This is a genomic window from Roseateles sp. P5_E8 (assembly GCF_054177665.1).
Genome location: NZ_JBGCUM010000041.1, coordinates 1 through 25192, shown reverse-complemented (window position 1 = coordinate 25192; position 25192 = coordinate 1). Strand labels below are relative to the sequence as shown.

The 25192-nt window shown below is 69.6% G+C and carries 27 protein-coding genes and 1 pseudogene; 13 read left to right on the top strand and 15 right to left on the bottom strand.

Features of this window, described 5'->3' with window-relative positions; genetic code table 11:
- Positions 1-8: 8 nt before the first annotated feature.
- A complete protein-coding gene (locus tag ACXRVZ_RS20245; protein WP_457417599.1) occupies positions 9-2252 on the bottom strand; it encodes a helicase-related protein in 2244 nt (747 codons plus the stop codon).
- 44 nt (positions 2253-2296) lie between these two features.
- Here ACXRVZ_RS20245 and ACXRVZ_RS20240 point away from each other — a divergent pair, with 44 nt between their 5' ends.
- From ACXRVZ_RS20240 to ACXRVZ_RS20230, 3 genes are all read left to right on the top strand, one after another.
- Positions 2297-2602: a nucleotidyltransferase family protein gene (locus ACXRVZ_RS20240; RefSeq protein ID WP_457417597.1), complete on the top strand. Its 306-nt coding sequence runs from the start codon at positions 2297-2299 to the stop codon at positions 2600-2602.
- Complete coding sequence (locus tag ACXRVZ_RS20235; protein ID WP_457417595.1) at positions 2592-2942, top strand: HepT-like ribonuclease domain-containing protein; 351 nt, start codon at positions 2592-2594, stop codon at positions 2940-2942. The genes ACXRVZ_RS20240 and ACXRVZ_RS20235 overlap by 11 nt, the downstream gene beginning before the upstream one ends.
- A 70-nt stretch (positions 2943-3012) precedes the next feature.
- The gene (locus tag ACXRVZ_RS20230) at positions 3013-3447 is read left to right on the top strand and encodes an SRPBCC family protein (protein WP_457417593.1); all 435 of its coding nucleotides are present in this window, start codon (positions 3013-3015) and stop codon (positions 3445-3447) included.
- Here ACXRVZ_RS20230 and ACXRVZ_RS20225 read toward each other — a convergent pair.
- Together ACXRVZ_RS20225 and ACXRVZ_RS20220 are read right to left on the bottom strand one after the other, a co-directional pair.
- Positions 3444-3812 (bottom strand): hypothetical protein, encoded by a 369-nt coding sequence (locus tag ACXRVZ_RS20225; protein WP_457417591.1) that lies wholly within the window; start codon positions 3810-3812, stop codon positions 3444-3446. The genes ACXRVZ_RS20230 and ACXRVZ_RS20225 overlap by 4 nt on opposite strands.
- Positions 3813-3814: 2 nt before the next feature.
- A complete protein-coding gene (locus tag ACXRVZ_RS20220) occupies positions 3815-6574 on the bottom strand; it encodes a polysaccharide deacetylase family protein (RefSeq protein ID WP_458232759.1) in 2760 nt (919 codons plus the stop codon).
- Between the two features lie 114 nt (positions 6575-6688).
- Between ACXRVZ_RS20220 and ACXRVZ_RS20215 the strand changes: the two genes are divergently transcribed.
- Positions 6689-8461, top strand: a complete 1773-nt coding sequence (locus ACXRVZ_RS20215; RefSeq protein WP_457417587.1) for a DUF885 domain-containing protein — start codon at positions 6689-6691, stop codon at positions 8459-8461.
- Between the two features lie 31 nt (positions 8462-8492).
- Positions 8493-9281 carry a nucleotidyltransferase domain-containing protein gene (locus ACXRVZ_RS20210; protein WP_457417585.1) on the top strand — a complete coding sequence of 263 codons (789 nt, stop codon included), beginning with the start codon at positions 8493-8495 and terminating at the stop codon, positions 9279-9281.
- A gap of 47 nt (positions 9282-9328) precedes the next feature.
- Here ACXRVZ_RS20210 and ACXRVZ_RS20205 read toward each other — a convergent pair whose 3' ends face one another.
- Together ACXRVZ_RS20205 and ACXRVZ_RS20200 are read right to left on the bottom strand one after the other, a co-directional pair.
- A complete protein-coding gene (locus ACXRVZ_RS20205) occupies positions 9329-9460 on the bottom strand; it encodes a PEP-CTERM sorting domain-containing protein (RefSeq protein ID WP_457418397.1) in 132 nt (43 codons plus the stop codon).
- 51 nt (positions 9461-9511) lie between these two features.
- Positions 9512-9640, bottom strand: a pseudogene (locus ACXRVZ_RS20200) (short-chain dehydrogenase/reductase); the annotation flags it as partial.
- A gap of 159 nt (positions 9641-9799) precedes the next feature.
- Between ACXRVZ_RS20200 and ACXRVZ_RS20195 the strand changes: the two are divergent.
- The gene (locus ACXRVZ_RS20195) at positions 9800-10978 is read left to right on the top strand and encodes a DUF4382 domain-containing protein (RefSeq protein WP_457417583.1); all 1179 of its coding nucleotides are present in this window, start codon (positions 9800-9802) and stop codon (positions 10976-10978) included.
- 15 nt (positions 10979-10993) lie between these two features.
- Here ACXRVZ_RS20195 and ACXRVZ_RS20190 read toward each other — a convergent pair whose 3' ends face one another.
- Entirely contained in the window at positions 10994-11749 is a 756-nt protein-coding gene (locus ACXRVZ_RS20190; protein WP_457417581.1) for an SDR family oxidoreductase, read from the bottom strand.
- Between the two features lie 110 nt (positions 11750-11859).
- On the opposite strand from ACXRVZ_RS20190, the gene ACXRVZ_RS20185 reads away from it, so the two are divergent.
- The 3 genes from ACXRVZ_RS20185 to ACXRVZ_RS20175 all read left to right on the top strand — a co-directional run bounded on the left by ACXRVZ_RS20185 (position 11860) and on the right by ACXRVZ_RS20175 (position 13595).
- The gene (locus ACXRVZ_RS20185) at positions 11860-12753 is read left to right on the top strand and encodes a LysR family transcriptional regulator (RefSeq protein ID WP_457417579.1); all 894 of its coding nucleotides are present in this window, start codon (positions 11860-11862) and stop codon (positions 12751-12753) included.
- 76 nt (positions 12754-12829) lie between these two features.
- Complete coding sequence (locus tag ACXRVZ_RS20180; RefSeq protein ID WP_457417577.1) at positions 12830-13231, top strand: hypothetical protein; 402 nt, start codon at positions 12830-12832, stop codon at positions 13229-13231.
- Between the two features lie 13 nt (positions 13232-13244).
- Positions 13245-13595, top strand: a complete 351-nt coding sequence (locus tag ACXRVZ_RS20175; protein ID WP_457417575.1) for a cupin domain-containing protein — start codon at positions 13245-13247, stop codon at positions 13593-13595.
- Between the two features lie 7 nt (positions 13596-13602).
- Here the strand turns inward: ACXRVZ_RS20175 and ACXRVZ_RS20170 are convergent, their stop codons facing one another.
- The 3 genes from ACXRVZ_RS20170 to ACXRVZ_RS20160 all read right to left on the bottom strand — a co-directional run bounded on the left by ACXRVZ_RS20170 (position 13603) and on the right by ACXRVZ_RS20160 (position 15852).
- Complete coding sequence (locus ACXRVZ_RS20170) at positions 13603-14742, bottom strand: MBL fold metallo-hydrolase (RefSeq protein ID WP_457417573.1); 1140 nt, start codon at positions 14740-14742, stop codon at positions 13603-13605.
- Positions 14743-14844: 102 nt separating this feature from the next.
- Positions 14845-15393: a hypothetical protein gene (locus ACXRVZ_RS20165; protein ID WP_457417571.1), complete on the bottom strand. Its 549-nt coding sequence runs from the start codon at positions 15391-15393 to the stop codon at positions 14845-14847.
- A gap of 78 nt (positions 15394-15471) precedes the next feature.
- The gene (locus tag ACXRVZ_RS20160; RefSeq protein WP_457417569.1) at positions 15472-15852 is read right to left on the bottom strand and encodes a RidA family protein; all 381 of its coding nucleotides are present in this window, start codon (positions 15850-15852) and stop codon (positions 15472-15474) included.
- Between the two features lie 108 nt (positions 15853-15960).
- Between ACXRVZ_RS20160 and ACXRVZ_RS20155 the strand changes: the two genes are divergently transcribed.
- Positions 15961-16284 (top strand): hypothetical protein, encoded by a 324-nt coding sequence (locus tag ACXRVZ_RS20155; RefSeq protein WP_457417567.1) that lies wholly within the window; start codon positions 15961-15963, stop codon positions 16282-16284.
- Position 16285: 1 nt separating this feature from the next.
- On the opposite strand, the gene ACXRVZ_RS20150 is transcribed toward ACXRVZ_RS20155, so the two are convergent.
- The 3 genes from ACXRVZ_RS20150 to ACXRVZ_RS20140 are packed head-to-tail and all read right to left on the bottom strand — an operon-like array spanning position 16286 to position 19547.
- Positions 16286-16768: a hypothetical protein gene (locus ACXRVZ_RS20150; RefSeq protein ID WP_457417565.1), complete on the bottom strand. Its 483-nt coding sequence runs from the start codon at positions 16766-16768 to the stop codon at positions 16286-16288.
- On the bottom strand, positions 16765-18834 hold the full coding sequence (locus tag ACXRVZ_RS20145) for a sensor histidine kinase (protein WP_457417563.1): 2070 nt from the start codon (positions 18832-18834) through the stop codon (positions 16765-16767). The genes ACXRVZ_RS20150 and ACXRVZ_RS20145 overlap by 4 nt, the downstream gene beginning before the upstream one ends.
- An 11-nt stretch (positions 18835-18845) precedes the next feature.
- Positions 18846-19547 (bottom strand): response regulator transcription factor, encoded by a 702-nt coding sequence (locus ACXRVZ_RS20140; RefSeq protein ID WP_457417561.1) that lies wholly within the window; start codon positions 19545-19547, stop codon positions 18846-18848.
- 128 nt (positions 19548-19675) lie between these two features.
- Between ACXRVZ_RS20140 and ACXRVZ_RS20135 the strand changes: the two genes are divergently transcribed.
- A complete protein-coding gene (locus ACXRVZ_RS20135) occupies positions 19676-20089 on the top strand; it encodes a lipocalin family protein (RefSeq protein ID WP_457417559.1) in 414 nt (137 codons plus the stop codon).
- A gap of 30 nt (positions 20090-20119) precedes the next feature.
- On the opposite strand, the gene ACXRVZ_RS20130 is transcribed toward ACXRVZ_RS20135, so the two are convergent.
- Both ACXRVZ_RS20130 and sodC read right to left on the bottom strand, forming a co-directional pair.
- Positions 20120-20551: a DUF1801 domain-containing protein gene (locus ACXRVZ_RS20130; RefSeq protein ID WP_457418395.1), complete on the bottom strand. Its 432-nt coding sequence runs from the start codon at positions 20549-20551 to the stop codon at positions 20120-20122.
- 36 nt (positions 20552-20587) lie between these two features.
- Positions 20588-21109 (bottom strand): superoxide dismutase [Cu-Zn] SodC, encoded by a 522-nt coding sequence (sodC, locus tag ACXRVZ_RS20125; protein ID WP_457417557.1) that lies wholly within the window; start codon positions 21107-21109, stop codon positions 20588-20590.
- A gap of 850 nt (positions 21110-21959) precedes the next feature.
- On the opposite strand from sodC, the gene ACXRVZ_RS20120 reads away from it, so the two are divergent.
- Together ACXRVZ_RS20120 and ACXRVZ_RS20115 are read left to right on the top strand one after the other, a co-directional pair.
- Positions 21960-23198 carry an SPFH domain-containing protein gene (locus ACXRVZ_RS20120; RefSeq protein ID WP_457417555.1) on the top strand — a complete coding sequence of 413 codons (1239 nt, stop codon included), beginning with the start codon at positions 21960-21962 and terminating at the stop codon, positions 23196-23198.
- Positions 23199-23204: 6 nt separating this feature from the next.
- On the top strand, positions 23205-24680 hold the full coding sequence (locus ACXRVZ_RS20115; RefSeq protein ID WP_457417553.1) for a hypothetical protein: 1476 nt from the start codon (positions 23205-23207) through the stop codon (positions 24678-24680).
- A gap of 133 nt (positions 24681-24813) precedes the next feature.
- Here the strand turns inward: ACXRVZ_RS20115 and ACXRVZ_RS20110 are convergent.
- The coding region (locus tag ACXRVZ_RS20110; protein WP_458232758.1) for a transposase at positions 24814-25192 on the bottom strand (379 nt) is incomplete at its 5' end.

Below are 25192 nucleotides of genomic sequence, written 5' to 3'. Positions count from 1 at the left end.
CAGTAATCTCAGCGCCCCCGCCTCTGCCACAACGGCTTCTTCCCCTTCAGATGCCGTTCAATCCCGTCGTTCAAGCGACCGCGCAGGTCGACAACCGCCTCGACATGCCCGAACACCTCGGGGAAGCGCAGATCCAGCCATAGCCACAGCGTGCATTGGCGCAGCGCCTGCTCCATGCGGTCCAGGCGGCTGTGTTCGTCGACGTCGTCCAGGAACCAGGGCGTGCCGGCCTTGCCGGTGCGCGCGTGGCTGGCGGCCCAGGCCTGGAATTGCTCCACCACCTGCGGCAGCCGGTCGTCCACCGGCGCCTGCGCGTAGCGGAAGCGCTCCTGCAACGGCAGTGAGCCGGCCTGCCGATCCAGCATCTCGGCCAAGCCCAGCATCTGCTCCAGCTCGGCCACTTCAAAGTGGGCGTCGTCCAGGCGCAGCTGCTGCATGAAGACGGTCAGCACCTGGTGCAGGCTGCTCACGCCCAGGCGGGCCGAGATGGTCTGCACATGGCGCCAGTTGGGCGCCACCGGGCACTTGAAGTCGCGCGGCGCGCGCGGCTCCTTGGGCAGCAGGTCGCGCAGCGTCTTCATCGCGTCGGCCTCGGCCTCCTTGAGCACGCTGACGAAGCCTTCGTCATGCATGCCGTAACGGCCCGCGCGGCCGGCGATCTGGTGCACCTCGCTGACGGTCAGCTCGCGGTCGCCGACGCCGTCGAACTTGGTCAACGTCGAGAACAGCACGCGGCGGATGGGCAGGTTCAGGCCCATGCCGATGGCGTCCGTCGCCACCAGCACCTGGCTGGCGCCCACCGCAAAGCGCTCGGCCTCGCGGCGGCGCACCTCGGGTGGCAGCGCGCCGTAGATGACGCTCACGGCATGCCCACTCTGGGCAATCTGGTCGCGCAGCATCAGCACGTCGCGGCGGCTGAAGGCCACCACGGCGTCGCCCGACTTCAGCTGCGTCATCGGCACCGGTGCGGGCATCAGCTGCACCTGCTGCTTGCGCTCGAAGACGCGGCGCTCGGGCTTCTCGCCGCACAGCAGCAGCAGCCGCTCGATGGCCGGCGCGGCGTAGGCCGACGCGATGATGATGAGCTCGCGCGCCGGCACGCCGACGATGGCCTGCGTCCAGGCCCAGCCGCGCGAGTCGTCGAAGATCATCTGCGCTTCGTCGATGACGGCCACGTCGATGGTGTCGCGCGTGTTGACCATCTCGATGGTGCTGCTCACCACGCGCGAGTTGTTGGCCGGCACGTTCTCTTCGCCGGTCAGCAGCGAGCAGGGCACGCCACGGCCCACGAGCCGGTCGCGGCCCTCCAGCGCCAGCAGGCGCAGCGGCGCGAGGTAGGCGCCGTCCAGCGCCTGCGCCAGCCGCTCGAATGCCGAATATGTCTTGCCGCTGTTGGGCGGGCCCAGGTAGAGCGTGACCTTGCGGCCCAGCTTGCGCGCCGCGTCGAAGCTGTCCGGATAGCCCTGGAAGGCCAGCTCGCGGCCCAGGCTGGCGAGCGTGTCCTGCTCCTCGACGTTCTGCTCCCAGCGGTCCTGGGCGCGGGTCAGCGCGGCCTTCAGGTCGGCAAACGGCATGGGTGCGCCGCATTCGGCCTGCAGGCGTGGCAGCAGCGACGCCAGCTGGCTGGCGTGGCCCATGGCCTCGCTGCGGTCGATGAGGTGGTTCAGGTGCAGGGCCAGCTCGGCCGTGTATGAGTACTCCGGCGCCTGGCCGAGGTTCTGGCGCAACGCGGCTGCATCGCCATCGCGGAAGAAGGCCCACACCGGGCCTTCCGGCACCGGCACGCGGTGCGACAGGTCGATGCGCCAGCCCTCGTGGGCCAGCGTGATCGGGTGCACGCACAGCCGCGTGAACACGACGCCTTCGCGGCGCAGGCCCTGGCTTTCGAGCTGCTGCATGCGCTGCTGCAACTGCGGGCGCAGCGTGTTGGTCTGGGGTGTGGCTTCCAGCTGCGCGAGCGCGACGGGGATGTGCGCCGGCAGGATCCAGCGCGCCGGCCGGCCGCCGCCGGCGGCGCGGGAGATCTGGATGCACCCCATGCGGTCCAGCGCATCCTCGCCGCCGTCGTCGTCCAGGTCGTCTGGCGTCAGCACCTGGGGCAGCGCGTGCGCCGCCTGGCGGATGCGCGCCCAGTCTTCAGGCGCCAGGCCCGCAGGGAAGCGGGCGGCGTGGCTGGGTTGCGGGAGGGGGAAGGCCGGAGCGGGCGGCTTTGCCGGCTTGATGGCCGGAGATGAGGGGACTTCTGGATTCACGGCGGAAGTGGAACACAGCTCCCCGGCCTGCCTACACTCGCGGCATGCACCTCAGCATCGCCCAGGCCCGCGACGCCCTTGCCGCCCTGTGCCGCCGCCATCACATCGCGCGGCTGGAGGTTTTCGGCTCGGCGGCGCGAGGCGACGATTTCAAGCCGCAGAGCGACGCCGACCTGCTGGTCGCCTTCGAGCCCGGGTTCCGAGTGGGCCTGGATGAGTGGGATGCAGTGAGACGCGACTTCGAGTCTCTGCTCGGCCGTCACGTCGACCTCGTGGAAGCGGGTGCGGTGCGCAACCCCTTTGTGCTGCGTCAGATCGACCAGGAGCGCGAGCTGCTGTATGCGGCGTGATCCGCGCGCCTTCCTGTGGGATGCCTTGAGCGCGGCCGAGGCGATCCAGTCGTTCGTCCACGGCCACGATGCCCAGCACTACGCGAGTAATGCGCTGCTGCACTCCGCAGTCGAACGCAAGTTCGAGATCATCGGCGAGGCCCTGGGCCAGTTGGCCAAGGTGGACGAGGGGCTGGCCGCGCAGGTTCCGCGGCTGGCGCAGATCGTCGCCTTCCGCAACGTGCTGATCCACGGCTATGCGGTCGTGAACCATGAGACCGTCTGGAACGTGGTGCAGGACGCCCTGCCTGAACTGATCGCCGCGCTGCAACGATTGCTCGCGGATTCGGGCAGCGCCTGAGGCTTCGTTTGCCGCATGCCGTTGGGCATGAGATTTGCCGAGATCGGCATTCATCTCTTCGGAGGCAGCCATGCCACGCGAAATCAAGGTCGTCAGCGAAACCGTCGCCGCATCGGCGAACGAGGTCTACGAATTCGCCCGCCAGCGCGAGAACCTGCACCGCTGGGCTTCGGGCCTGGCATCGGCCGACATCGCGGAGGAGGGCGACCACTGGGTGGTGGCCGATTCACCGATGGGCCGCATCCAGATCAGGATGGCGCCGAAGAACGAGTTCGGCGTGCTGGACCATGAGGTGACGACGCCGGACGGCATGACGACGCACAACGCGTTTCGGGTCACGCCAGTGGATGAGGGCTGCGCGCTGACGTTCGTGGTGCTGCGGGCGGCCGGCGCGAGCGATGAGGCCTTCGAGCAGGATGCAGCGCATGTGCTCAAGGATTTGCGGGCGTTGAAGGTGCTAGTGGAGGGAGGCTCGGACGAGCCGTTGCCATTTGGGCCCGGTTAGAGGCCGAGTCCCGCCCAGACGGCCAGAGACGCCGCGGCGTAGAGCGCCCCGAAGACTCCTCCAGCCAACGCCTCCGAGCGTGTGAGTTTGAAGGTTTCCATCGCACGACCCCGCTTCGCCTGCACAGCGACATAGAGCATCCATGCCGCGAGTTGCGCCACGAAGATCCCGGCCAGCCATGCTGGAAAGCTGTCGGACCCGTTGACGAGCAGGTAGACACACAGTCCTCCCCAAGCCCATTCGATGACGGAGAACGCGGTGGCTGTCGTGCCTTGTCCCCTGGCCGACCGCAGCAGAAAGCCATCCACCACTTGCGCCGCACCTATCGCGACGGCGCAAAGCATCAAAGACGAATCAAGCTCCATGATCACATCGCCTTCGGCCGCGTCCCCTCCGACGGATTCGCAATCCACCCCTGAACTTCCGCCGCCCTCGCATGCTTGGGCGCCAGCTCCAGGAAGGTTTTATATGCCGCCGCCGCCTTGCCCTCGTCGCCGGCCTGCAGGCGCGCGTCGCCGAGATTGAGCCAGGCCAGCGCGCGGCTGCCGTCCATGTCGACGGCCTTTTCGAACCACACGGCCGCATCCGCCGCCTTGCCGCGCCGGTACAGCACGAAGCCGAGGTTATTGGCGGCCAGCGCGAACTTGGGTTGCAGCTGCAGCGCCTCCTTGAACGCTGCCTCGGCGTCGTCATAGCGGCGCTCGCGGTAGAGCTGCAGGCCGCGGTCGTTGGCGCGTTGGGCGGCTACGCGGGCACCAGGGTCGGCGCGAGCCGTGGTTGCGGCCAGGGCTTGGTCCTTGCCGTCCAGGCCCTTGATCGTCACCTGCACGGCGCTGGCCGCGCCGCTCGTGGCGGCGGCGACCTGGCGGCCGGCGGTGCTGGCCTCGTCGAGCTTGGCGGCGAACTGGCTGGCCTTGTCGTCCAGCTGCGCCACGGCGCCACTCAGGCCCGGCTCCTGCGCGGTCGGTAGTTCGAAGATGAACTCGCCGCCCTCGCTGCCCGGCAGGCTGCCGAAGGCGGGCGTCTGGTGGGCGATGGCCGACACGGCGGGTGCCACATAGGCGGCCAGTTCGGTGGCGGTGATGAGGCCGTCGCCGTTCAGGTCGGCCTTGCCATTCAGCGCCTGCAGCAGCGTCCAGGTGAACACCGAGTGGCCGCCTGGGCCGTCGTCGGCCACCTGCTGGTCGGCACCGCCGGCGGTCATCATCTGGCGGCCGATGCGGCGTGCGTTGGTGCGGGCGAAGTTGCTGTCCGCCGCCGCCGAGCCGCCGCGGGTCAGGCCCAGGCCCGAATAGCAGGCGTCGATGACGAACAGCGCGTGCTTGGCGGTGATGGCCTCGGCCACTTCCTGCAGCTGCGGCATGGCGATGGCGTCGGCCTGCAGATCGTTCAGGCCGGCGTCCACCGGCACGATGTAGCCGACCTCGCGGCCGCTTGGCAGCTTGCGCGTGCTGCCGTGGCCGGCGAAGAAGACGAAGACGCGGTCGTCGCGCTTCACGCGTTTGGCGTCGCCGAAGCGCTCGTTCAGTGCCTTCAGGATGTTGGCGCGCGTGGCGGCCGCGTCGGTCAGCAGCGTGACGTTGTCGGCCTTGAAACCGAAGCGCGTGACGAGGGACTCGCGCACGGCCTGCGCGTCGCGCACCGCATGCGAGAGCTTGGGCCAGGCGGCGTATTGGTTGATGCCGATCACCAGCGCATGGCTGTCGCGGTACAGCTCGCCGGCCGCAGGCGGCGGCGGGGCGGCCCGCTCGGCGGTGATCACGAACTGCCCGTCCTTCCAGCTTGCAAAGCGCCAGCCCTCGGCGGCGAGCTGGTCCAGCACCAGGGGCAGCGCCTGCACGGTGCGGGCGTGGATGTCGTGGAAGAGCACGATGCCGCGCTGATGCTTGTCCAGCTCGGCCAGCACGCGCGCGGCGATGCTCTTGGGGATGGGGTCGCTCCAGTCCAGCGAGTCGACGTTCCACATCATCGAGCGCAGCTTCAGCGCTTCAATCGTGGTCAGCGCGCCGTCGTTGCGCGCGCCGTAGGGAAAGCGAAACAAGGCGTCGCCGCTGCGCCCCGCCTTGTCCAGCAGCGCTTCCGTGCGTGRCGCCTCCTCCTTCACCTTCACCAGTTCGAACTTGCTCATCAGCCCGTGCGTGAAGCTGTGGTTGGCCAGCTGGTGGCCGGCCGCCACCACGCGCTTCGCGACGTCGCTGCCCTTGCCCGGCTGCACCTGGCCGGCGGCGTCCACCTTGCCGAGGTTCTGGCCGAGCTGGAAGAACACGGCCGGCGCCTGGTAGCGCTTGAGGATCTCCAGGATCTCGTCGGTGTAGCGCCCATGCGGGCCGTCGTCGAAGGTCAGCAGCAGCGTCTTGGGCGGCAGCTTGTCGCCGAAGACCTCGCGGTCCTTGGCCGCTGCGCCGCGCAACGCGCCTGATGCGGCCGAGGCCGGCGGCTCCGGCGCCAGGTCTTGCGCGGCCGGCAGCTGCGCGCCGTACTGCTTCAGCAAGGCCTCGCGCGTATGCAGGGCGCGCAGCTTGGCGACGTAGTCCGCCCAGCGTTCGCGCTTGAGCTCGATGCCGCGCTTGGCAAAGCCGCCGAAGACTTCCTTCAGCTCCTGCTCGTAGGCCTTCTCCACCTCGGCCAGCGTGTCCAGGTCGTCCTGCGCGCGGCGCGCCAGCTTGATGCCGTCCAGCGTCTGCGCGTTCTTCAGGCCGGTGGCGAGCTGGCCCAGCACTTCCTTGAAGGCAAGCCGGTCGGCGTCGAACCAGCTCGGCTCGCTTTCGATGCGCGTCAGCAGCGCGGCCGTGGCCTCCAGCGCGTCGGGCTTGAGCGCCGCATCGGCCAGGCGCTGCTGGCGTTGCAGCAGCTCATGGAAGAGCTGCTGGCCCAGCGCCTGCACCTCGCGCCGCTGTGCGGGCGGCAGCGCGGCCTCGCCGTCCATCAGCACGACGATGTGGCGGTGCAGGGCCAGCAGGCCGTCGGCTTCCTGGCGCAGCTGCGTCGTCGCGCTCGCGTCCTGCACGGCCGAGGCGGCGGGCAGTGCGGCGGGCACGTCGGCGACGCGTTTGCAGCCCGGCAGGGTGAACGTGGCGGCCAGCAGCAGGGGCAGGGCAAGGGAACGCGGGGCGGTGGGCAGGCGCATCGGCTAGCGGTTCAAGTCAGCGGCGGCGCGATTGTGGGGCTGCTACAGCTGCTGACAGCAGGTGTCCGCAGCGGTCCGCAGAATCCGGATCCCCCGAGCCCTGTCCCGTTCACCATGCGCCTGCAAGCTCTGACCCTGGCCTTCGCCCTGGGCCTGTTCACCCCCGCCCACGCCGCCACGCCCGCCGAGCGCCTGACCGACCTGGCCACGCGCTACTACGACGCCCGCGCCCGCTTCGAGCCGCTGGTGGCCACCGAGAACGGCGACAACCGCTTCGACGACCAGCTGGGCATGGGCATCGCGCCGGCCGAGCGCGCGAAGCGTTTTGCGGCCTGGCGCGGCTTCCTGAAGGAACTGGCCTCCGTGCCCGCGCGCAGCCTGCCGCCGGCCGAGCGGCTCAACCGCGAGCTGCTGGAGCAGCAGCTGCGCGCCCGGCTCGCCTTCGAGCGCTTTCCTGACCATCTGCTGCCCCTGCACCAGATGGACGCCGTGCCGCTTCAGCTGGCCTTCTATTCCAGCGGCGAGGGCGGCCAGCCGCTGAAGACGGCGGCGCAGGTCGAGGCCTATCTGAAGCGCGTGGAGCAGCTGTCGGCCTGGTGCAACCAGGCCATCGCCAACATGCGCGAGGGCCTGAAGCGCGGCGTCGTGCAGTCGCGGCCCGTGGTCGAGGCCACGCTGCCGCTGCTCAGGAGCCTGGCCGAGGCCGACGCCGAGCACAGCGCCTTCACCGCGCCGGCACGCAAGCTGCCGGCCAGCGTCGCCACCGCGGACCGCGAGCGCCTGGCCGAGGCCTACCGCCGCGAATGGACGGAGCGCACCGCGCCGGCGCTGCGCCGCCTCGTCGCCTTCGTCGAGGCCGACTACCTGCCCGCCGCGCGCCGCGAGGCCATCGGCTGGACGGCCTTGCCCGAGGGCCGCGCCTGGTACCGCCAATGGGTGCGCGAGCAGACGACGACCGACATGACGCCCGAGCAGGTCCATGAACTCGGCCTGAAGGAAGTGGCGCGCATCCAGGGCGAGATCACGCGCCTGGCGCCCAAGCTCGGCTACACGGGCGACCCGCTGAAGAACGGCGGCCTGCTGGCCTGGGCGCGCGCTGATGCGCGCTTTCGGCCCTTCAAGACCGAGGCAGAGATCCTGGACCACTACCGCGCCCTGCATGCCCGCGTGACGCCGCAGCTGGGCAAGCTCTTCGGCCAGCAGCCACGCATGGCCATGGACATCCGCCCCGAGCCCGAGCTGACGCGCGAGACTGCGTCCGACCACTACAACGTCGGCCAGGCCGACGGCAGCGCGCCGGGCGTGTTCTGGGTCGTCATCACCGACCCGCAGGCCTATGCCGTGACGACGATGACGGCGCTCTACCTGCACGAGGCCCAGCCGGGCCACCACTTGCACCTGGGACGGCAGATGGAGATGCCGCTGCCCGACTTCCGCCGCCGCATCTGGATCAATGCCTACGGCGAGGGCTGGGCGCTGTATGCCGAGACGCTGGGCCATGAGCTGGGCCTGTACGCCGACCCGGTGGCCTATGCCGGCGAGCTGCGCCTGGAGATCGCCCGCGCGGCCCGCCTCGTCGTCGACACCGGCCTGCACGCCCAGGGCTGGAGCCGTGAGCGCGCGCTGAAGTACTGGATGGACGTGACCGGCGCCAACGAGCAGCAGGCCACGTCGCAGATCGACCGCTACCTCGCCTGGCCCGCCCAGGCTCTGGGCTACAAGATCGGCGCGCTGAAGATCCAGGAACTGCGCCGCCGCGCGGAGCAGAAGTTGGGCGCGAAGTTCAGCCTCGCGGCCTTCCACGACCAGGTGCTGGGCGAGGGCGCGCTGCCGCTGGCGGTGCTGGAGAAGCGCATCGACGCGTGGATTGCCGCGCAGGCGGGCTGAGCGTGCCTGCGCGGTGGAGAGAATGCCCGCCATGATTCCCACCCCCGTCCGCGAAGAGATCCTGCAACGCATCCGCCGCGCCGAGGCCGAGCACGACGTCAAGGTGCTGCTGGCCATCGAGTCCGGCAGCCGCGCCTGGGGCTTCGAGTCCGCTAACAGCGATTACGACGCACGCTTCATCTACATCCATCGCCGCGATTGGTATCTGTCGGTGGGCCTGGAAGAGAAGCGCGACGTCATCGAATACCCCATCGTTGATGACATCGACCTGAATGGCTGGGATCTGCGCAAGGCGCTGCGGCTGTTCTGGAAGTCCAACCCCGCCTTTGTCGAATGGATTCAATCGCCCATCCTCTATGCGGAGCTGGGCATCTTTGCGGCCAACGCCCGGGCGCTGATGCCGGACGTCTACTCCTGCGTCAGCGGCGTGCATCACTACCGCAGCATGGCCAAGACGAACTACCGAGGCTATCTGAAGGCCGAGCAGGTGCCGCTCAAGAAGTACTTCTACGTGCTGCGGCCGCTGCTGTCGGTGCGCTGGCTGGAGCGCTATGGCTCGGCGGCGCCCATCGAGTTCGGCAGGCTGCTGCATTTGATCGACGACCAGCCAGCCCTGCTGGCAGACATCCACGCGCTGCTGGAGCGCAAGCGCGCCGCGCAGGAGCTGGGGCTGGCGTCGCCCGTCAAGAGCATCGACGCCTTCATCGAAGCCGAGCTGGAGCGGCTGGAGGACTTCAGCCCCAGGTCAGCCGACCGTGTGGAGGTGCTGCCCAAGCTGGACGCCGTTTTTCACCGTTGCCTGGACGAAGCCTGGGCGTAGTCGGTACGCGATGGCGCCGTGTCGGCTGGCGGAGGCGCTGCCGCCGCTCACCAAGCCCGGCGGCAACGCGGTGTCGGACCACGACCGAGGCCCATCAGGCTCGCCAAACCCGCCAGCATCAGCGCCCACGCGCCCGGCTCCGGCACCGGGCTGCTGACGAGCACGGCGCCGCTGTCCATGTCGGCCAGCGACCAGCCGGCTGGCACGGCGTCTGTCCCCCAGCCCCCTGCTCAGGCGCCCTGCGGGAAGTCGGTCGACGCCGCCACGCCGCGCCAGGCCGCCGTCTCGCGCTCGACAAAGGCGTGCAGCGTGTTGCTGCCCAGTGGCAGGCGCAGCGGCGGGGTCGGGGCGTCGACCAGCTCGGCGTGCAGCGCCTCGGCCGGGCCCTTGACGGCGAACTTTGGAGCCGACCGGCCCCACGAGGCGCGGTCACAAATCGACGCCATTGGAGATGCGCGCCGTTACGCCTTGAGCCAAGACTTGTGATCTGTGCCCCGTCGCTTCTTCGGAGGTCGATCATGAGTCAGCGAATCCTGAACCTGCTCTTGCCCGCCGCGTTGCTGGCCGCCTGTGGCGGCGGTGGCGGCGATGCCGGCACCCCACCGATGCCCAGCACGCAGGGCAGCTTGAAGCTCAGCCTCACCGACGCGCCGGCCTGCGGCTTCGAGCATGTCTATGTGACGGTGCAGAAGGTGCGCGTGCACACCAGCGCCAGCGCCGCCGACACCGACGCCGGCTGGACCGACATCACCGTCGGCCCGACGCAGCGCTTCGACCTGCTGACGCTGCAGAACGGCCTGCTGACCACGCTGGGCCAGACGCCACTGGAGGCCGGGCGCTACACGCAGATGCGCCTGGTGCTGGCCGAGAACGGCGGCAGCACGCCGCTGGCCAACAGCGTCGTGCCCACCGGCGGTGCCGAGGCCGCGCTGAAGACGCCCAGCGGCCAGCAAAGCGGTCTCAAGCTCAACACCAGCATCGACATCGCAGCCAACCAGATGGCCGACTTCGTGCTCGATTTCGACGCCTGCAAATCGGTCGTCACGGCCGGTGCGTCGGGGCAATACCTGCTCAAGCCGGTCGTCAGCGTCGTGCCCAACCTGCTGTCCGGCGTCAGTGGCTATGTGGACGCCAGCGTCGCCAACGGCAGCACGGTCGTCAGCCTGCAGCAGGGCGGCGTGGTGATGAAGGCGACCGCGCCGGACAGCGCCGGCAAGTTCGTGCTGACGCCCGTGGTGCCCGGCACCTACGACTTCGTCATCAAGGCCACGGCGCGGGCTGCGATGGTCATCACCGGCGTGCCCGTCACGGCCAGCACGGTCACGGTGCTGAGCACCAGCGCCGCGCCGCTGGCGCCTGCGGCCGCGCTGAGCGGGCAGTTCAGCGGCAGCGTCATGGCCGGCGGCGCCGCCAGCACGGCCTTCATCGCGGCCACGCAGAAGCTCGCCGGCGGCGCCACTATCAGCATCGCCGAGACCAATGCCGACTCGACGACGGGCCTGTATGCGCTCACGCTGCCGGCGGCGGCGCCCTCGGTCGCGCCCTATGTGGCGCCACCGGCCAGCTTCGTGTTCGCGGCGGACACCAGCGCGGGCCTGCTCTACACGCTCAACGCCAGCCTGAACGGCGTCACCAAGACCGCCGGACCGCTGGCGGTGACAGCCGGCGGTACGGTGACGACGAACTTCGGCTTCTGAGCCGGCGGGCCTGGTTCAGACGACGCCGCCATTCACGCGGATCGTCTGGCCATTCACCCAGGCGCCCTGCGGCCCGGCCAGCACGCTGACCATGGCGGCAATGTCCTCGGGCTCGCCCAGGCGCTCCAGCGGCGCCATCCTGGCGAGTTGCTCGACTCGCTCGGGCGTCTTGCCGGCCATGAACAGCGCCGTCGCCGTCGGGCCCGGCGCCACCGCGTTGACGGTGATGTTGCGGCCGCGCAGCTCCTTGGCCAGGATGTTGGTCATCGTCTCGACGGCGCTCTTGGTGGCCGCGTAGACGGCGTAGCCCGGCAGGCCCAGGCCGATGGCGCTGGTCGAAAAATTGATGATGTGGCCGCCCGCGCGCAGCCGCTTGGCGGCCTCGCGCATCGTCAAAAAACTGCCCTTCACATTGATGTTGAACAGGCGGTCGAAGGCGGCGTCGCTGGTGTCGGCCAGGTGCGGATAGTCGCTGGCCATCACGCCGGCGTTGTTGACGAGCACGTCCACGCCGCCGAAGGCTTCGGTGGCCGCGTCGAACAGCAGCCGGGCGGCGTCCGCGTGGGCCACGTCGGCCTGCACGGCAATGGCGCGGCCGCCGCGCTCGGTGATGGCGGCGACCACCTTCTCGGCCTCGGCCTGATTGCCGGCGTAGTTGACGACGACGGCATGGCCGTCCGCCGCCAGGCGCTGCGCGATGGCCGCGCCGATGCCGCGCGAGGCGCCAGTGACGATGGCGACGGGGGAGGAAGACGTGTGGGCTTGGCTCATGGTGGGGCTCCGGTTGGGTGGGATGAAGCCACTGTATTGATCGGCCCCAATCGGATAAAGATGCGGAACAAGACATCACAATCCATCTCGTCTAAACAATGGGGCGCCCAATGGACCGACTCGACGCCATGCACCTCTTCGTGCGCATCGTCGACCTGGCCAGCTTCACCAAGGCTGCCGACGAGCTGAAGTTGCCGCGCGCCTCGGTCAGCCTGGCCTTGCAGCAGCTGGAGGCGCGCCTGGGCGTGCGGCTGCTGAACCGCACGACGCGGCATGTCAGCCCGACGCTGGACGGCCAGGCCTACTACGCTCGCTGCCAGCAGATCCTGCAGGACGTGGGCGAGGCCGAGGAGCTGTTCCGCGCCAGCCAGCTCAAGCCGCGCGGCAAGCTGCGTGTTGACCTGCAAGGCACGCAGGCGCTGCGCTTCGTGCTGCCCTACCTCGGCGACTTCCACGCCCGCTACCCCGACATCGAGCTGGAGATCGGCCTGGGTGACCGACTGGTGGACCTGGTGCGTGAGGGCATCGACTGCGTGCTGCGCTCGGGCGAACCCAAGGACTCGTCCATGGTGGGTCGGCGCGTCGCGCTGCTGACGCAGGTCACCTGTGCCAGCAGCAGCTACCTGGCGCGTCGAGGTGTGCCGACAACGCTGGAGGAGTTCGCCACGCATGACGCAGTCAACTACGCCGGCAGTGGTGGTCGCATCCTGCCGTTCGACTTCACCGTCGATGGCGAAACCCGCAGCCTGACGCTGCGCGGCCCGGTCAGCGTCAACAGCGCCGCCGGCTATTCGGTCTGCTGCCTGGCCGGCCTGGGCTTCGTGCAGATGCCGCGTTATGCCATCGAAGCCGAGCTGGCCAGCGGCGAGCTGGTGGAGGTCTTCCCTGAGTGGCGGCCGGCGCCGCTGCCGGTGTCGGTGATGTACCCGCACGCACGACAGCTGTCGTCGCGGGTGCGGGTGTTTGTGGATTGGGTGGCGGAGCGGATGGCGGTGGCGGGCTGAGGGCGGCGTCGGCTACGCTTGCCGCTGGTCCAACTTGTGGTTCAGCGCTATGCCGAGTCGGCACCTTCAAAGGCCAATGCTTCGCCTGCTGGCGGCGCTGGTGGTTGCTGCCAGCAGCTTCAGCGCGCAGGCCAAGGTCTCGGTGAACACCTGGTTGTGCTTTGCACAGAAGCAGCGGGTGCTGGACGATGCCGCACAGGCCTCCTTGAAGACTTTGGCCGCTCGCGCGCAGGTCGTCGCGCGGCAACACGGCCGCGCGGAAGTGGCCGTCGTTGCCACCTACCTCCCAAAGGCGGCGGCCGAGCTGCCGAACGAGTCCGAGGCGCGCTCTCTGGTGGTGATCAAACACCTGCAAGATGCCGGGCTGTCGTACAAGGAGCAAGGCCTGTGGCTCACCCCTGACGTGACGCCTCAGGATCTGGGCTGCCTGGCGAACCAGGTGGCCGTTGAAGTGGAAATCCTGTTCGCCCACCTCTGACGCGTCGCTCGCAATGCTTGTCATCCACGAAGACGACACCCGCGTCACCGAGCCGACGCCCCACGGCGCCATCGGCATGTCCACGGCCTACCGCATCAGCGATGCCGCGCCGCAGCCGCGAACCATGGAGTTCCGCAAGCGCGTGCTGCACCCGGGCGCGGCCATCGGCCTGCATGCGCTGACGCATGACGAGGTTTACTACGTGCTGTCCGGCGAGGGCGAGGTCAGGTCGGACGGCGAGAGGCGGCGCATGACGGCGGGCATGGCGGCCTACCTGTACGAGGGCGCCGTCGTCGGCATCTGGCAAGTCGGCGAGGCGCCGCTGGAACTCATCGTCAGCTATCCGAACCCACCGCCGGTTTGAGCCGGACTCAGTCCAGCGGCCAAGGCATCGCCTTGGGCATCTTGCTGGGGTCCTCAGTCTCGACCGGCTTCGCTCGCTTGCCCGAGGGCACGTCCGCCGCTCGCCACCACGGCGTCACAGCCTCGCCATGCCCCGGCTCCACCGCCTCACCCAGCCGTGGCATCAGCAACTGCGCGCCCTGCTTGGGGCCCAGTTCCAGCAGCGTCTCCGCCGGCTGATCCCAGTCGTGCAGGGCCAGCGAGAAGGTGCCCCAATGCACCGGCAGGAAGGCGCCCCCGCCCAGGTACTGCAAGGCCTTTAGCGCGTTCTCCGGCCCGAGGTGGATGTCGCCCCAGGATGGGTGGAAGGCGCCCACTTCCAGCATGACCAGGTCGAAGGGCCCGAAGCGCTCGCGGATGGCGGTGTACTCGCTCGTCAGGCCCGTGTCGCCACTGAAGAAGACGCGGTGCTTGGGTGTCTCGATGACGATGGACGACCACAGCGTGGCGTTGCGGTCGGTCAGCGAGCGGCCCGAGAAGTGCTGCGACGGCGCGGCATGGATGCGCAGCTCGGCGCCCGGCGCCTGCCAGTGTTCCCACCAGTCCAGCTCGACGATGCGCTCCGGCGGCACGCCCCAGGCCTGCAGGTGGGCACCCACGCCCAGCGAGGTGATGAAGGGCACGCCTTGCAGCTTCACCAGCTCCTTGATCGTGCCGATGTCGAGGTGGTCGTAGTGGTCGTGCGAGATGACGACGGCGTCGAGCTTGGGCAGCGCCTTCAACGCCAGCGGCACGGGCTGGAAGCGCTTAGGGCCGGCCAGCTGCGACGGCGACGCACGCTTGCCCCAGACGGGGTCGGTCAGCACGCGCAGGCCGTCGATCTCGATGAGCACGGTGGAATGGCCCAGCCAAGTGGCGCGCAGGCCCGTGTCGGTGGGCTTGAGCCAGGCGTCCAGCGGGTTGACCGAGGGCAGCTCATTGGCCGGTGCGCGGCGGCCCTCGGAGCACAGAAAGTCGCCAATCGACGGCCGCTCGGTGCTGTCGCGCAGGCCGGGCTGGATGGGGTGCAGGTTGCGGAATCCCTCGCCGCTGTCGGTGACCCGGTACAGCGGCGACGCCCGCATGCGTTCGAGGCGGAGGCCGGTGGCGCGTTTGCCGAGTGATTTCATCGAACAGGCGAGGCCGGCGTCGGCCTCGGGAAGCGTGCAGCGCCTGGACGTGGAGGTGAGGCGGGCAGTTTCAAGGCGCACCCAGTTCTTGCTGCGCGTCGACTACAGCGTTTTCGACGAAGGCGCGCGGCGCATCGAGCGCAGCAGGGCGAGCGCCTGGGCCGTGGGTTCGGTCGCGTCGCCGTTGACGAGGATGGTGAAGGTCACGCGCAACTCGCCCATGCCTGCAGCACCTTGTGTGAGGAACTTGAAGCCGCCCGGCTCCGGCGCGCGGTCGGTGGCGGAGAAGTAGTAGCCGACCTTGCCCGTCGCGCCCAGATCGTTCAGCTTGAGGTCGGTCTCGACGGCACTGGGTTGGATGTTGTCCGCCGCACTCTTCACCATGGCCCGGATCTCGTTCGCCGTCGGTGCCTTGGCATCCCCCATGGGCCAGATGGGCGTGACCAGGATCTGCAGCGTCGTGGCGTTCGGCCCTGAAATCGCAACGGTGGGCGGCAAGTCAGCGCGGGGCCGCCGGATCTGCCCGCGCCAGCCGTCGGGCAGGTCCAGGATCAGATCGTCACGTTCGGGCAGCGGCACCCGCAACTCGGCGGCAACTGCCGGCAGGGCGAAGGTCAGCGCGAGCAGCGCAGTGGCGGCAGTCTTGAGCATGGGCAGGTCGTCTTTCAACAGGTATGCGGGAGGCAGCGCATGTGCGCAAGGGGCGGGCAGCCGCGCGGGAATCGCGTCTCAGGCTTCGGCAATCGCCGCGATCGACACCTTCAGCCCCGGGACGCGCACCGGCAGCTTGGCGCCCTGTCGGGCCGGCGGGTCGGCCGGGAACCAAAGCATCCACTCCTCGTTCATGCCGGCGAAATCGTCTTCGTCGGCCAGCACGACGGTCACGCTGACGAGCTTGTCCATGGAGCTACCTGCCGCCTCCAGGATGGCGGCGATGTTGGTCAGGCATTGGCGCGTCTGCTCCTGCACGGTGCTGCCGATGAACTGCCCGGTCAGCGGGTCCGCCGGCGCAGTGCCCGACACGAACACCAGGCCTGCCGCCTTGACGGCCTGGCTGTACGTCGGCGGCGGCTTGGCGGCCTTGGGCGTGTAGACGATGTCGCGGGGCATGGCGCTCCTTCTAGGCTGTCGCGCCGGCCATTGTGCGGGCGGCCCGCCTTGAAATCCCGGACAACACAGCCATCTGGGTCTCAGCAAGTGCTTTCACCGGGTCACGCCATGCCGTCTACCGTCCAGCTCACCGTCCCCATTGAACTGCTGCCCCTCGTTCGCCTGGCGCAGCTGCTGCAAGGCCTGGAAGGCCAGGGCCGCGCGGCGGACCCGCACCAGTACCAGCTGTTGGTGCGAAGGCTAACGGCTGAGCTGAGCGAACACCAGGGGCATGAGGCCTTGCCGGCGCTGTTGGACCACCTGCCCGCTGCCGCCGAGGTCTACGAGAACCTGCAATACGGCCAAGCAGGGCTGTGCCGGATGCCGCTGGAGATGTCGCTGACGTCGGAGCTGGCGGTGCGCAGCTTGCTGGAGCGGGTGCGGCGCGGTTGAGCTACCGCTGCGTTGGCGCCGCGAGCAGCTGGCGCAAGCTGGGCTGCCCGATGCCGTAGTCGATGTCGGCAATGCGCCAGCTGCCGCGCTCGCGAGTGAGCGAGTAGGCCAGTACGCGCGTCGGCCCACCCACCCGGCCCAGCGTGGCCGCCACGCGCTTGAGGCCGTCGTCCCAGTGAAGCGTCACCGTGGTACCTACCGCGTCCTGGCTGGCCCAGATCGGTTGGAAGTCGATGCGGCAGAATTCGCGCGTGCGCCGCACGCAGTCCCGGTCCCGCAACCACAGCCGCGACAGCGCCTCGGTGAAGTGCTGGCGCAGCACGGCCGGCGGCGCGTCAGCCAGCCCCCGCGTCCTGGTGTCGTCGATGACGGCCTCGGCCGCGAAGCGCGCATAGAGGGCGCGGACGGCGGCGACCTCGGCGTCATGGGGCGCTGCGAGCGCAAGGCCCGGCAGCAACGTCAGCAGTAGCGATGCGATCTTCATTGCCGCCTCAACCCGATCTCGAACACCACGCCCTCCACCACATTGCGCGCAGCAATGCTGCCGCCCATCTTGGCCAGATACGTCTTCGCCACAAACAGCCCCTGCCCGCGCCGCACGCCGTCCTCGGGTTCGGCATCGCTGACGCCGTAATCAAAGATGCTCGCGAGCAGGCCGTCGGCGATCTGCGGCCCCTGGTTGTGGATGTCGACCGTCACCAGCTCGCCGGCCACCCGCAGCGCCAGCGTGATGGGCGTGCCGGGCACGCGGTAGCGGTCGGCGTTGGTCAGCACATGGGTGATGGCGTCTTCCAGCGGGTAGTCGTCGGCCTGCACCCAGACGGGCTCGGTGGCCGGCGCGTAGCTCACGTCCGCTATGCCCGCATAGGCCGCGTTCCCGGCCACCTGGCGCAGGAAGGCGTCCAGGTCCAGCCGGCCCACCGCCAGCGTCGCGGCGGCCAGCGCCTCGCTGGGTGAGGCTTGGCCGTAGAGCACCTTCACGGCCTGCTGCATGCGCTGCACATAGCGCCGGCTCGGGTCGGCGTCGGCCGCGTGCAGCAGCATCAGCGATTGCAGCGGCGACATGATCTCGTGGCCCACGGCATGCCACTGGTCGTGCTCGCGCTCGGCGCGCAGCTGCTCGCGGCGCAGGCTGTCGCGGGCGTGCTGCAGCAGGTCGGCCAGACTGCCGGCCAGGATGCCCAGTTCGTCGCGGCCGCGCAGGTCGGCCACATCCAGCGTGCCCAGCTCGAAGCGTTCGGGCTGCTGCAGCTGGTGCGACAGCGCGGCGGCGCGTTTCGTCAGCTTGGCGACGCGGCGGATCAGGCCCATCTCGATGATGAGCCAGGCCAGCCCGAGCGCCGCCAGCATCGCGCCCACCGGCCAAGCCAGGCGGGCGGCGCTGGCGCTCAATGTGCGGTCCAGCCCCTGCAGGTCGCCCGTCAACGTCACCTCGAAGCGGCCGGCCGGCGTCGTCACCCAGTCCTGCGCCTGCAGGCGGCGCGGCGTGGCCGGCGCGGGCAGGCGCTGGATCAGCGCGGTCAGCCAGGGCGAGGGCGGCGCACCCGCTTCGTCGGCGCCTTGCAGCAGCGCAACGACCGTGCTGCCGCGCGTGATCGTCAGCGTCTCGCCGGGCGACAGCGTGCCGGACAGGCGCGCCAACGTCAGCGGCGGCTGGGCGCCGGGCGTGGCGCTGTCGAACAGGGTGGCGCCGCCCGGCCCCAGCAGCGCCAGGCGCAGGCCCGTGCGCGCCAGGTCGGCCGGCGGCCACTGCGGCCCGCCGGGGCGGAACAGCGCCTCGCGGAAGGCTTCGACGGGCAGGCGAATGGAGACCGTCGTGCGGCGCGGGCAAGCCTCGCCGGTCTCACCTAGGCAAGGGCCTTCACGCCAGACCCAGCCGCGAAAGTCGCGCTGCGGACGGGCCTTGCGCGGCAGCGTGGTGGCGTTGCCGGCCGCCTCCACCGTGAAGCCGGGCAGTTGGCCACGCTGCGCGTCCAGCATCTCGACGGGCGCCAACCAATGCTGCTCGGCGCCGTCGCGCGTCAGGCTGATGCGCACGCGGTGCACGTCGGCGATGTCCAGCGCGCCACGCTCGCGCGACACCAGCGGCGGCGCGTCCACGCCGGCTACCAGGTAGACGAAGCCGCCCGCGTAGGCATTGCTGCCCACGGCCACGCACAGGCCGGCGCCGCCGGGGTATTGCAGCGAACAGCCGGCCATCTCGATGGCGTGCTGCGCCTTGGTCGCGTCGTCGAAGTCGATGGCGCCGAAGGGCAGCACCAGCGGCGCCACCCAGCCGGCGCCGACCTGCGGCGGCTCGGGGTTCAGCAGCGCCAGCTGGCCGGACGGGTGTCGCAGCTGGGCCACCACCTCGGCCAGCGACTTGGCAAAGGTCTGCTCGTAACGCTGTGCATTGCGTTGCCGCTCCTCGTTCAGCAGCGCCACGGCCAGCGCCAGCGTGGCCAGCGCCAGCGCGATGAAGACGAGGTGGAAGACGATGCGATTGCGAAACGCCGCGAGGCCTAAGCGCGGCATGTCGGGGATGGAAAGATCGACGCGACCGAGCTTCATCCGTAGAGCTATCAGGCCCCAGTCCAGCGGAACCCACGCATCGGGATGTTCTCGATGCCATCAAACGCCGGGTCCACGTCGCGGAAGGCGTCGCGGATGGTGGCCACATGCTTGCGCACGTTGTCGCGGTTGCGGCCGCTCTTGACGACGTCGAACAGCTCCTCATAACTGACCACCTCGCCGGTGCGCGCGTGCAGCGTCGCCAGGATGCGTTGGGCGGTGAGTGGAAGGTTGATGCGCTGGCCACGCCACATCGGCGTGCGCTGCTTCAGCGGGTCGAGCAGCAGGCTGTCGTCAGCGGGCTTGGCACTTGGCTTGGCAGCGGGTTCACGCAGGCGCGCAGTGCGCAGGATGTCCAGGAAGGTCTCGACGAACTCGGCTTCGTCGAAGGTCGTCTTCTGCAGGTAGTCCCAGGCGTCGAGCGCCTTCATGATGCTGCGATAGATTGCTGCCGGCATGGCCGACACCACCAGCACCGGCGTGCCCAGGCCCTGCTTGTTGATCTCGTTGATCAGCGCCACGCCGGCGTTGCGCTCGCGGCCCAGCTCGATGTCCAGCACGACGAGGTCGTAGCGCTCGCGCAGCAGCGCGGCCTCAGCGGCGTCGCGGTCAAACCATTGGTCGACGGTCAGCTCGGGGCGGGCGGCGCGAATCCAGCCGGCCAGCTGCTCGCTGGTGGTGGGGTCGTCTTCGATGACGGCGATGCGGGGCATGGCGGGATTATCTGGAGCCGCGCGGGTTCGGCCGTGGAAGGAATCTTCCGCGGCGCGCCCGCGCCGAGTTGGCGTCGTGGTGCAACCTAAGATGCCGCCGCCGTCGAACAGCAGCAGAGAGGGTTTTCATGCGCGTTTCCAAAGTCCTCGTGCTCGTCGCCTCCGCGCTCATGGCGTCTTGCGCGACCCTTCCCGGCCAGCAACAGCGCGAGCTGCTGGTCGGTCATTGGCAGCACAAGGTTGCTGTCTTCGGTGAAAAGAGAACCAGCGCCTGGGCCTTCTCGGCCGACGGCAGCTTCCTGCTGACCGGGTACTCGGAAACGCGGGACCTGCGGGCCAGCCATGTGCCCGAGAGCGGTGCGTGGACCTTGAACGGCAGCACGCTGGAATTGCGCTATCTGCCTGCGGCCCAGGCCGACGGGACGACGCCGCAGGGCAAGACCGAGATCCGCCACATCGTCAAGCTGACCGCCGAGGAGTTCGTGTCGACCGACGACAAATTCGGCATCGAGCTGGCCTACAGCCGCGCGAACCCGCAGTAGCTGGCAACGCCCGTTCGGCGCCTGGGTCGGTCACACGTAGCGCATCCACTGCCGCAGCAGCGTTTGCAGCGCCGGCAGCTTGGCCGTGAAGTCGGCGGCGGAACTGAACTCGACCTGGGCGCGGTCCTTGCCCAGCCACTTCAGCAAGCCGGCCGGGTCGCTGATGGCCAGCCCGCCATCCGGCAGCGCGCGGGCCTTGGCGCCCAGGTGCAGGATCAGCGCGAGCCCGGTCTTGCTGCGCAGATGCGTCGTGGCGAAGTACTCGGTCGTGCGCCAGCTCGGCGCATTCCACTTGATGCCCTCGGCGACGGCGGGGTCGACAGCCCGCATCGCCTGGCGCAGCGTCTCGAGCTCGGTCTTGAAGGGGTGCTCCAGCGCCGCCATGAACTGGTCCACGGCGGCGGTCGTGTCGGCGGCGGTCAGCTTGGCCATGGGCGAGAAGGCGGCCTGGTTCAAGGACACCCAGGGCAACTACCTCTGCATCCACGAAGACCTGTCCTAGCCGCCAATCACCCCGCAGCCGACCCGCGCCCCGCCGCCGCCCAGGGGCATCGGGTGGTCCGAATGGTTGTCGCCGCCGGCGTGAACCATCAGCGAGCGGTTCTTCACGTCGGCCAGCTTGAGGCGGGGCCCCAGCACGGGCGAGGTGGCGTTGCCGTCGGCGCCCACGTAAAGCGGCGGCAGGTCGCCCAGGTGGCCGTCGCCCCAGGGCTCACCGTGCTTCTTGCTGCCGGCCGGGTCGAGGTGAGGTCCGGCGGCGCCGGCGGGCACGGTGGCGCCATTGGCCTCGGCAGGCGCGCAGGATGGCTTCTCGTGGATGTGGAAGCCGTGCAGGCCGGGCGGCAGGCCCTTCAGGTCAGGATAGAAGGCGAGGCCGTAGGGCGTTTCGACGATGCGGACGGTGCCCAGCGCCTGGCCGGCGTCCTGCTTATCGGCGGTACTGACGGACACGGTGATCTCGGCGGCGAGCGCCATTGAACCGGCGGTCAGGCAGAGCGCCGCAATGAGCGTGGTTTTCATCGGTTTTCTCCCCGTGGTGTGACGCGGTTGAGGATAGCGATCAGGGAGATTTTTTGCGGATGGTGCGTACCGGCTTGGCGGGACAAGGCGTTGGGTTTCATCCTCTCTTTGGTGGGGTTTTTGTCGTGGCGGTGCGATGGCGCGTGAGTGCGGTGCCGGGATTTCGCCCCGGCGGGCGAGTCACTTTCTGGTCCGCCAGAAAGTAACCAAAGAGCTCCCCCCGACCGCCCCGCCCTCGCGTTGCTCGGGTTCCCTGCGGTACTCAGACCCGAAGCCCCGCGCCGAACTCGCGTCGCTACGCTCTGCTCAAACAAGCGTCGCGAGTCAGTTCTTGAGGCGTGCTGCGCACGCGGGCTTCGGGTCTTCCGTTCCTCGGCGGGGCTAAAGGGGGTAAGAGGAATACATCCACCGGCCGGACTTCGGGTTTGGCTGTTGGCTGTTGGGCTGTGCGGGGCCTCCCCTTCTAAACCGCCGAGAAGCGCAGAAGCCCGGGGCGCGAGCGCAGCGAGCTTCAAGCTCTGACTTCGCACCCCTTTGTTTGAACGCAGCGTAGCGAAGTGAGTTGGGTGCGGCCCCGGGTTTCGAGCATCGCAGGGGACCCGGCTATGCCGGGCGGTTTCGCAGGGGAGAGCTTTTTGCCTACTTTTTGGCGGCGCAAAAAGTAGGTCGGCCGCCGGGACGAACCCCCGGCTGGGCCTTGCCAAAAAACCACTGCAGCGAGCCCCGCGGAAGAATCCTTCCGCCAATACGGAAGACACCCACCCCATCCCCCTCTCGTCCCTTCCCGCAGCAATCGCAACCATGGCCGCCATGCATCAAGCCGATGCAAGACCGCTCCAAGGAGCCCACCATGCTGCAACGCCTCAAGACCCTCGCCGCTTCCATCCGCACCGCCTTCCGCCGCGCCGCCGACGACGTTGACGTCAACGCCGCGCGCTCGCTGCGCCGCGCCCTGCCCCCGCTGCTGATGCTGACGGCCGTCACCGCCGCCGGCTATGTCCTCGTCACCCACCCGCCGCTGCAAGCCGTCCCCCACGGCCAGGCCGCGCTGCGAACCAACCAGTTCAGCGGCGGCAGCAGCGAGTTCCGCGACGGCAGCTTCCTGACCCTCCCGGGCCTGCACGAGGTGCGCTTCTTCCCGCTGCGCGACCAGAGCTATCGCCCCGCCGCGATCGCCAAGGCCACCGGCCCGGCGCCGCTGCAGTCGGTCGAGGGCTTGTCGCTGGGCCTGGACATGACCGTGCGCTGGACGGTGGACACCACCCGCCTGGCCGAGCTGTCACGCAAGCTGCCGGACGACATCGAGGCCGATGTCATCGCGCCGGCCGTGCAGGCTGTCGTCTACAAGCAGATCGCCCGCCACACCGTGCGCGAGATCTTCTCCAGCCAGCGCGCCGAGATCGCGACCGCGCTTGAAGCCGAGTTGCGCGCCAAGCTGGCCAGCGACGGCATCCTGCTCAAGGGCGTGCAGATCGGCTCGGTGGACCTGCCGCCCGACTACCGCCAGGGCATGGACCGCATGCTGGCCGACAGCCTGGCCAGCGAGCGCATGCGCTACACGCTGGAGATCGCCGACAAAAAGGTCAAGCAGACCGAGTTCGAGGCCGCCGCCGACAAGGTGCGCCGCGAGACGGCCGCCGAGGCCGCTGGTCGCGAGCAGATCATCGCCGCCAAGGCGCAGGAGGAGGCCATGAAGCATGTGCTGCCCTTCAAGCAAAAGCAGATCGAGCAGCGCGCGCTGGAAGCGCAGGCCGACAGCGCCGCGCGCGTGCAGCAGGCCGAAGGTGCAGCCAAGGCGCGCCGCATCGAGATAGCCGCTGAATCCGAAGCACGCCAGAAGCTGGCCGACGCCGAGGCCTACCGCATCACGCAGACGGGCAAGGCCAATGCCGGCCAGATGGCCACCGAGGGCGAGCTGCTGACGCGCCACCCGCTGCTGGTGCAGAAGGCCATGGCCGACAAGCTCTCGGACAAGGTGCAGGTCATCATCGCCCCGCCCGGCTCGGGCGGCTTCATCGGCAGCGCGCTGCTGGCCGGCGTGCCTGCGCCCAAGGCCGCGCCTTCCGCCGCCAACCCGGAGCAGGAGTAAGCCGCCATGCGTCGTTTTGCCCTGATCGTTGTTGCTGCCGCAGTGGCTGCCGTGGTCATCACCAAGGCCGAGGCTGCGCCGGCCGACTTCCCTCGTGCCGGCCTTGTCTCGCAGGACTCGCCGCTGCGCGGTGCGCCGCGCGACAGTGCCTCGCTTCAGGCCCAGATGGGCCGTGGCGAGGCGCTGGAGATCCGCGCCGAGCGCGGCGACCACTGGCAGGTGTGGGACTACCGCCGCGAGCGCGGCGGCTGGCTGCGCAAGAGCCAGGTCCTGCTGATGCCGCGTGGTGACGGTGCCAGCGCTGAGCTGCTGGCCCAGCTCCGGTTGACTCGCCAGCAGTTCGGCACTGAGGGCCTCGGCCTCGGTCTGGCCGCCGCCTATGTGCAGGCCGCCACGCCTGCGGAGATGGCCGGCCCCGGTGGCGCCGAGGCGCTGGACGCGATGGCCACATTTGCCGAACGCATCGCCGACCGCGCCTCGCTGCGCGATGCCAAGCTCGGCGAAGGCCAGCTCGCGGCGCAGATGGATGTGGCCGCGCGCTACGGCCTGAAGTTTGAGCAGCTGGATGCCGTGGGCGCCGAAGACGGCCGCGTGCAGATCTGCTACGACGGCGAGGCCTTCCGCCGACTGCTGGCCACGGCCGCCACGCCTGAGCAGCGCGTGCGCGCCGCGCTGGCGCTGACGCGCGCGGACTGCCTGAACCCGCGTGCCACCGTGCGTGAGCAGGACGCGCGCGACCAATGGCGCCAGCAGGTGCTGGCCCAGGTGGACGCGGCCACGTTGGCGCCGCACTGGAAAAACCGCCTGTTGATGCGCCGTGCGGCCGTTGCCGCCAGCCTGGCCTTTGCCCAGGCACGCCGTGGCGACGCGGTGCAGCCGCAGGCGCTGGCCGAGTTCGCCGGCCTCGCCCCGACCGAGCTGACCGAGGACGACCAGGTCGCCTACAGCGACGCCGCCATGCGCGTGAACGCCGCGCGCTGGCTGGGCAGCAGCGCGGCGGCGCGCGACTTCGGCGCCGTGCAGCTGGCGTTGCAAGCCGGTGCCGAGGGCGAGCGCTGCGTGGAACTGAAGGTGGCCAACAAGCTGGCCGCACGCCGCTGCAGCTACGGCCAGGTGGCGCTGGCCTCGGCCTCGCTGAACCGCGAGGGCCGTGCGCTGGCCGTGGCCGTGCAGCCGCTGGATGGCTGGCGCGAGCTGTGGCTGTTCATCAAGGACAGGGACGGCTGGCGCATCGAGGTCATGCCCCCGGCGCCGGCCCAGCCCGGCCTGGGCGTGGCCGAGTTCGCCGGCTGGGTGCCGGGCGGCACGCAGATGCTGGTGGCGCGCGAGTTCCGCGCCGAGGGCAAGTACCGCCGCAGCTTCGAGGTCGTCACGCTGGCTGGCCTGGCCGTGGAGCGGCAGTCGGCCGAGCCGGCGCTGCTGGGCGCCTTCCAGCGCTGGTCGGACCCGGCCTGGCGCGGCGGCTCGCCAATCCGGCGCTAGATGGAGCCCCTCGTCCAAGGAGTACCTTGGCCGGGACCGCGCCGCGGCCAGTGGCCGCAGCGCTTCGGCAGGCACGGCGAGTCCACTGGACTCGCCGTGTCCGGCCTCAGCCCCCGAGCAACTGTGTCTGGCGTCAAGCCCCAGAAGGGGTTTGAAGATGCTTGACAGCGTCCCAAGTGGCTTGATCGCGCAACATGGCATTGATCACGGTGAGCARCTTGCGCATGCAGGCCACAAGSGCCACCTTCYTGGCCTTGCCGGCYGCGACCAGGCGTGCGTAGAAGACCTTGATCGCAGGGTTGTGAACGATCGCCGAGACCGTGGCCATGTACAGCACCGCGCGGACATCGGCACGCCCACCCCAGGTGCGCCGCTTACCCTGGCGCGTGCCGGAATCGTTGGCCAGCGGTGCCACGCCGACCAGTTTGGCGATCTGGCGCCGTTGCAGCCGACCCAGTTCCGGCAGCGCCGCGGTCAGCGTCATGATCGTCACCGGCCCTACGCCCTTGACG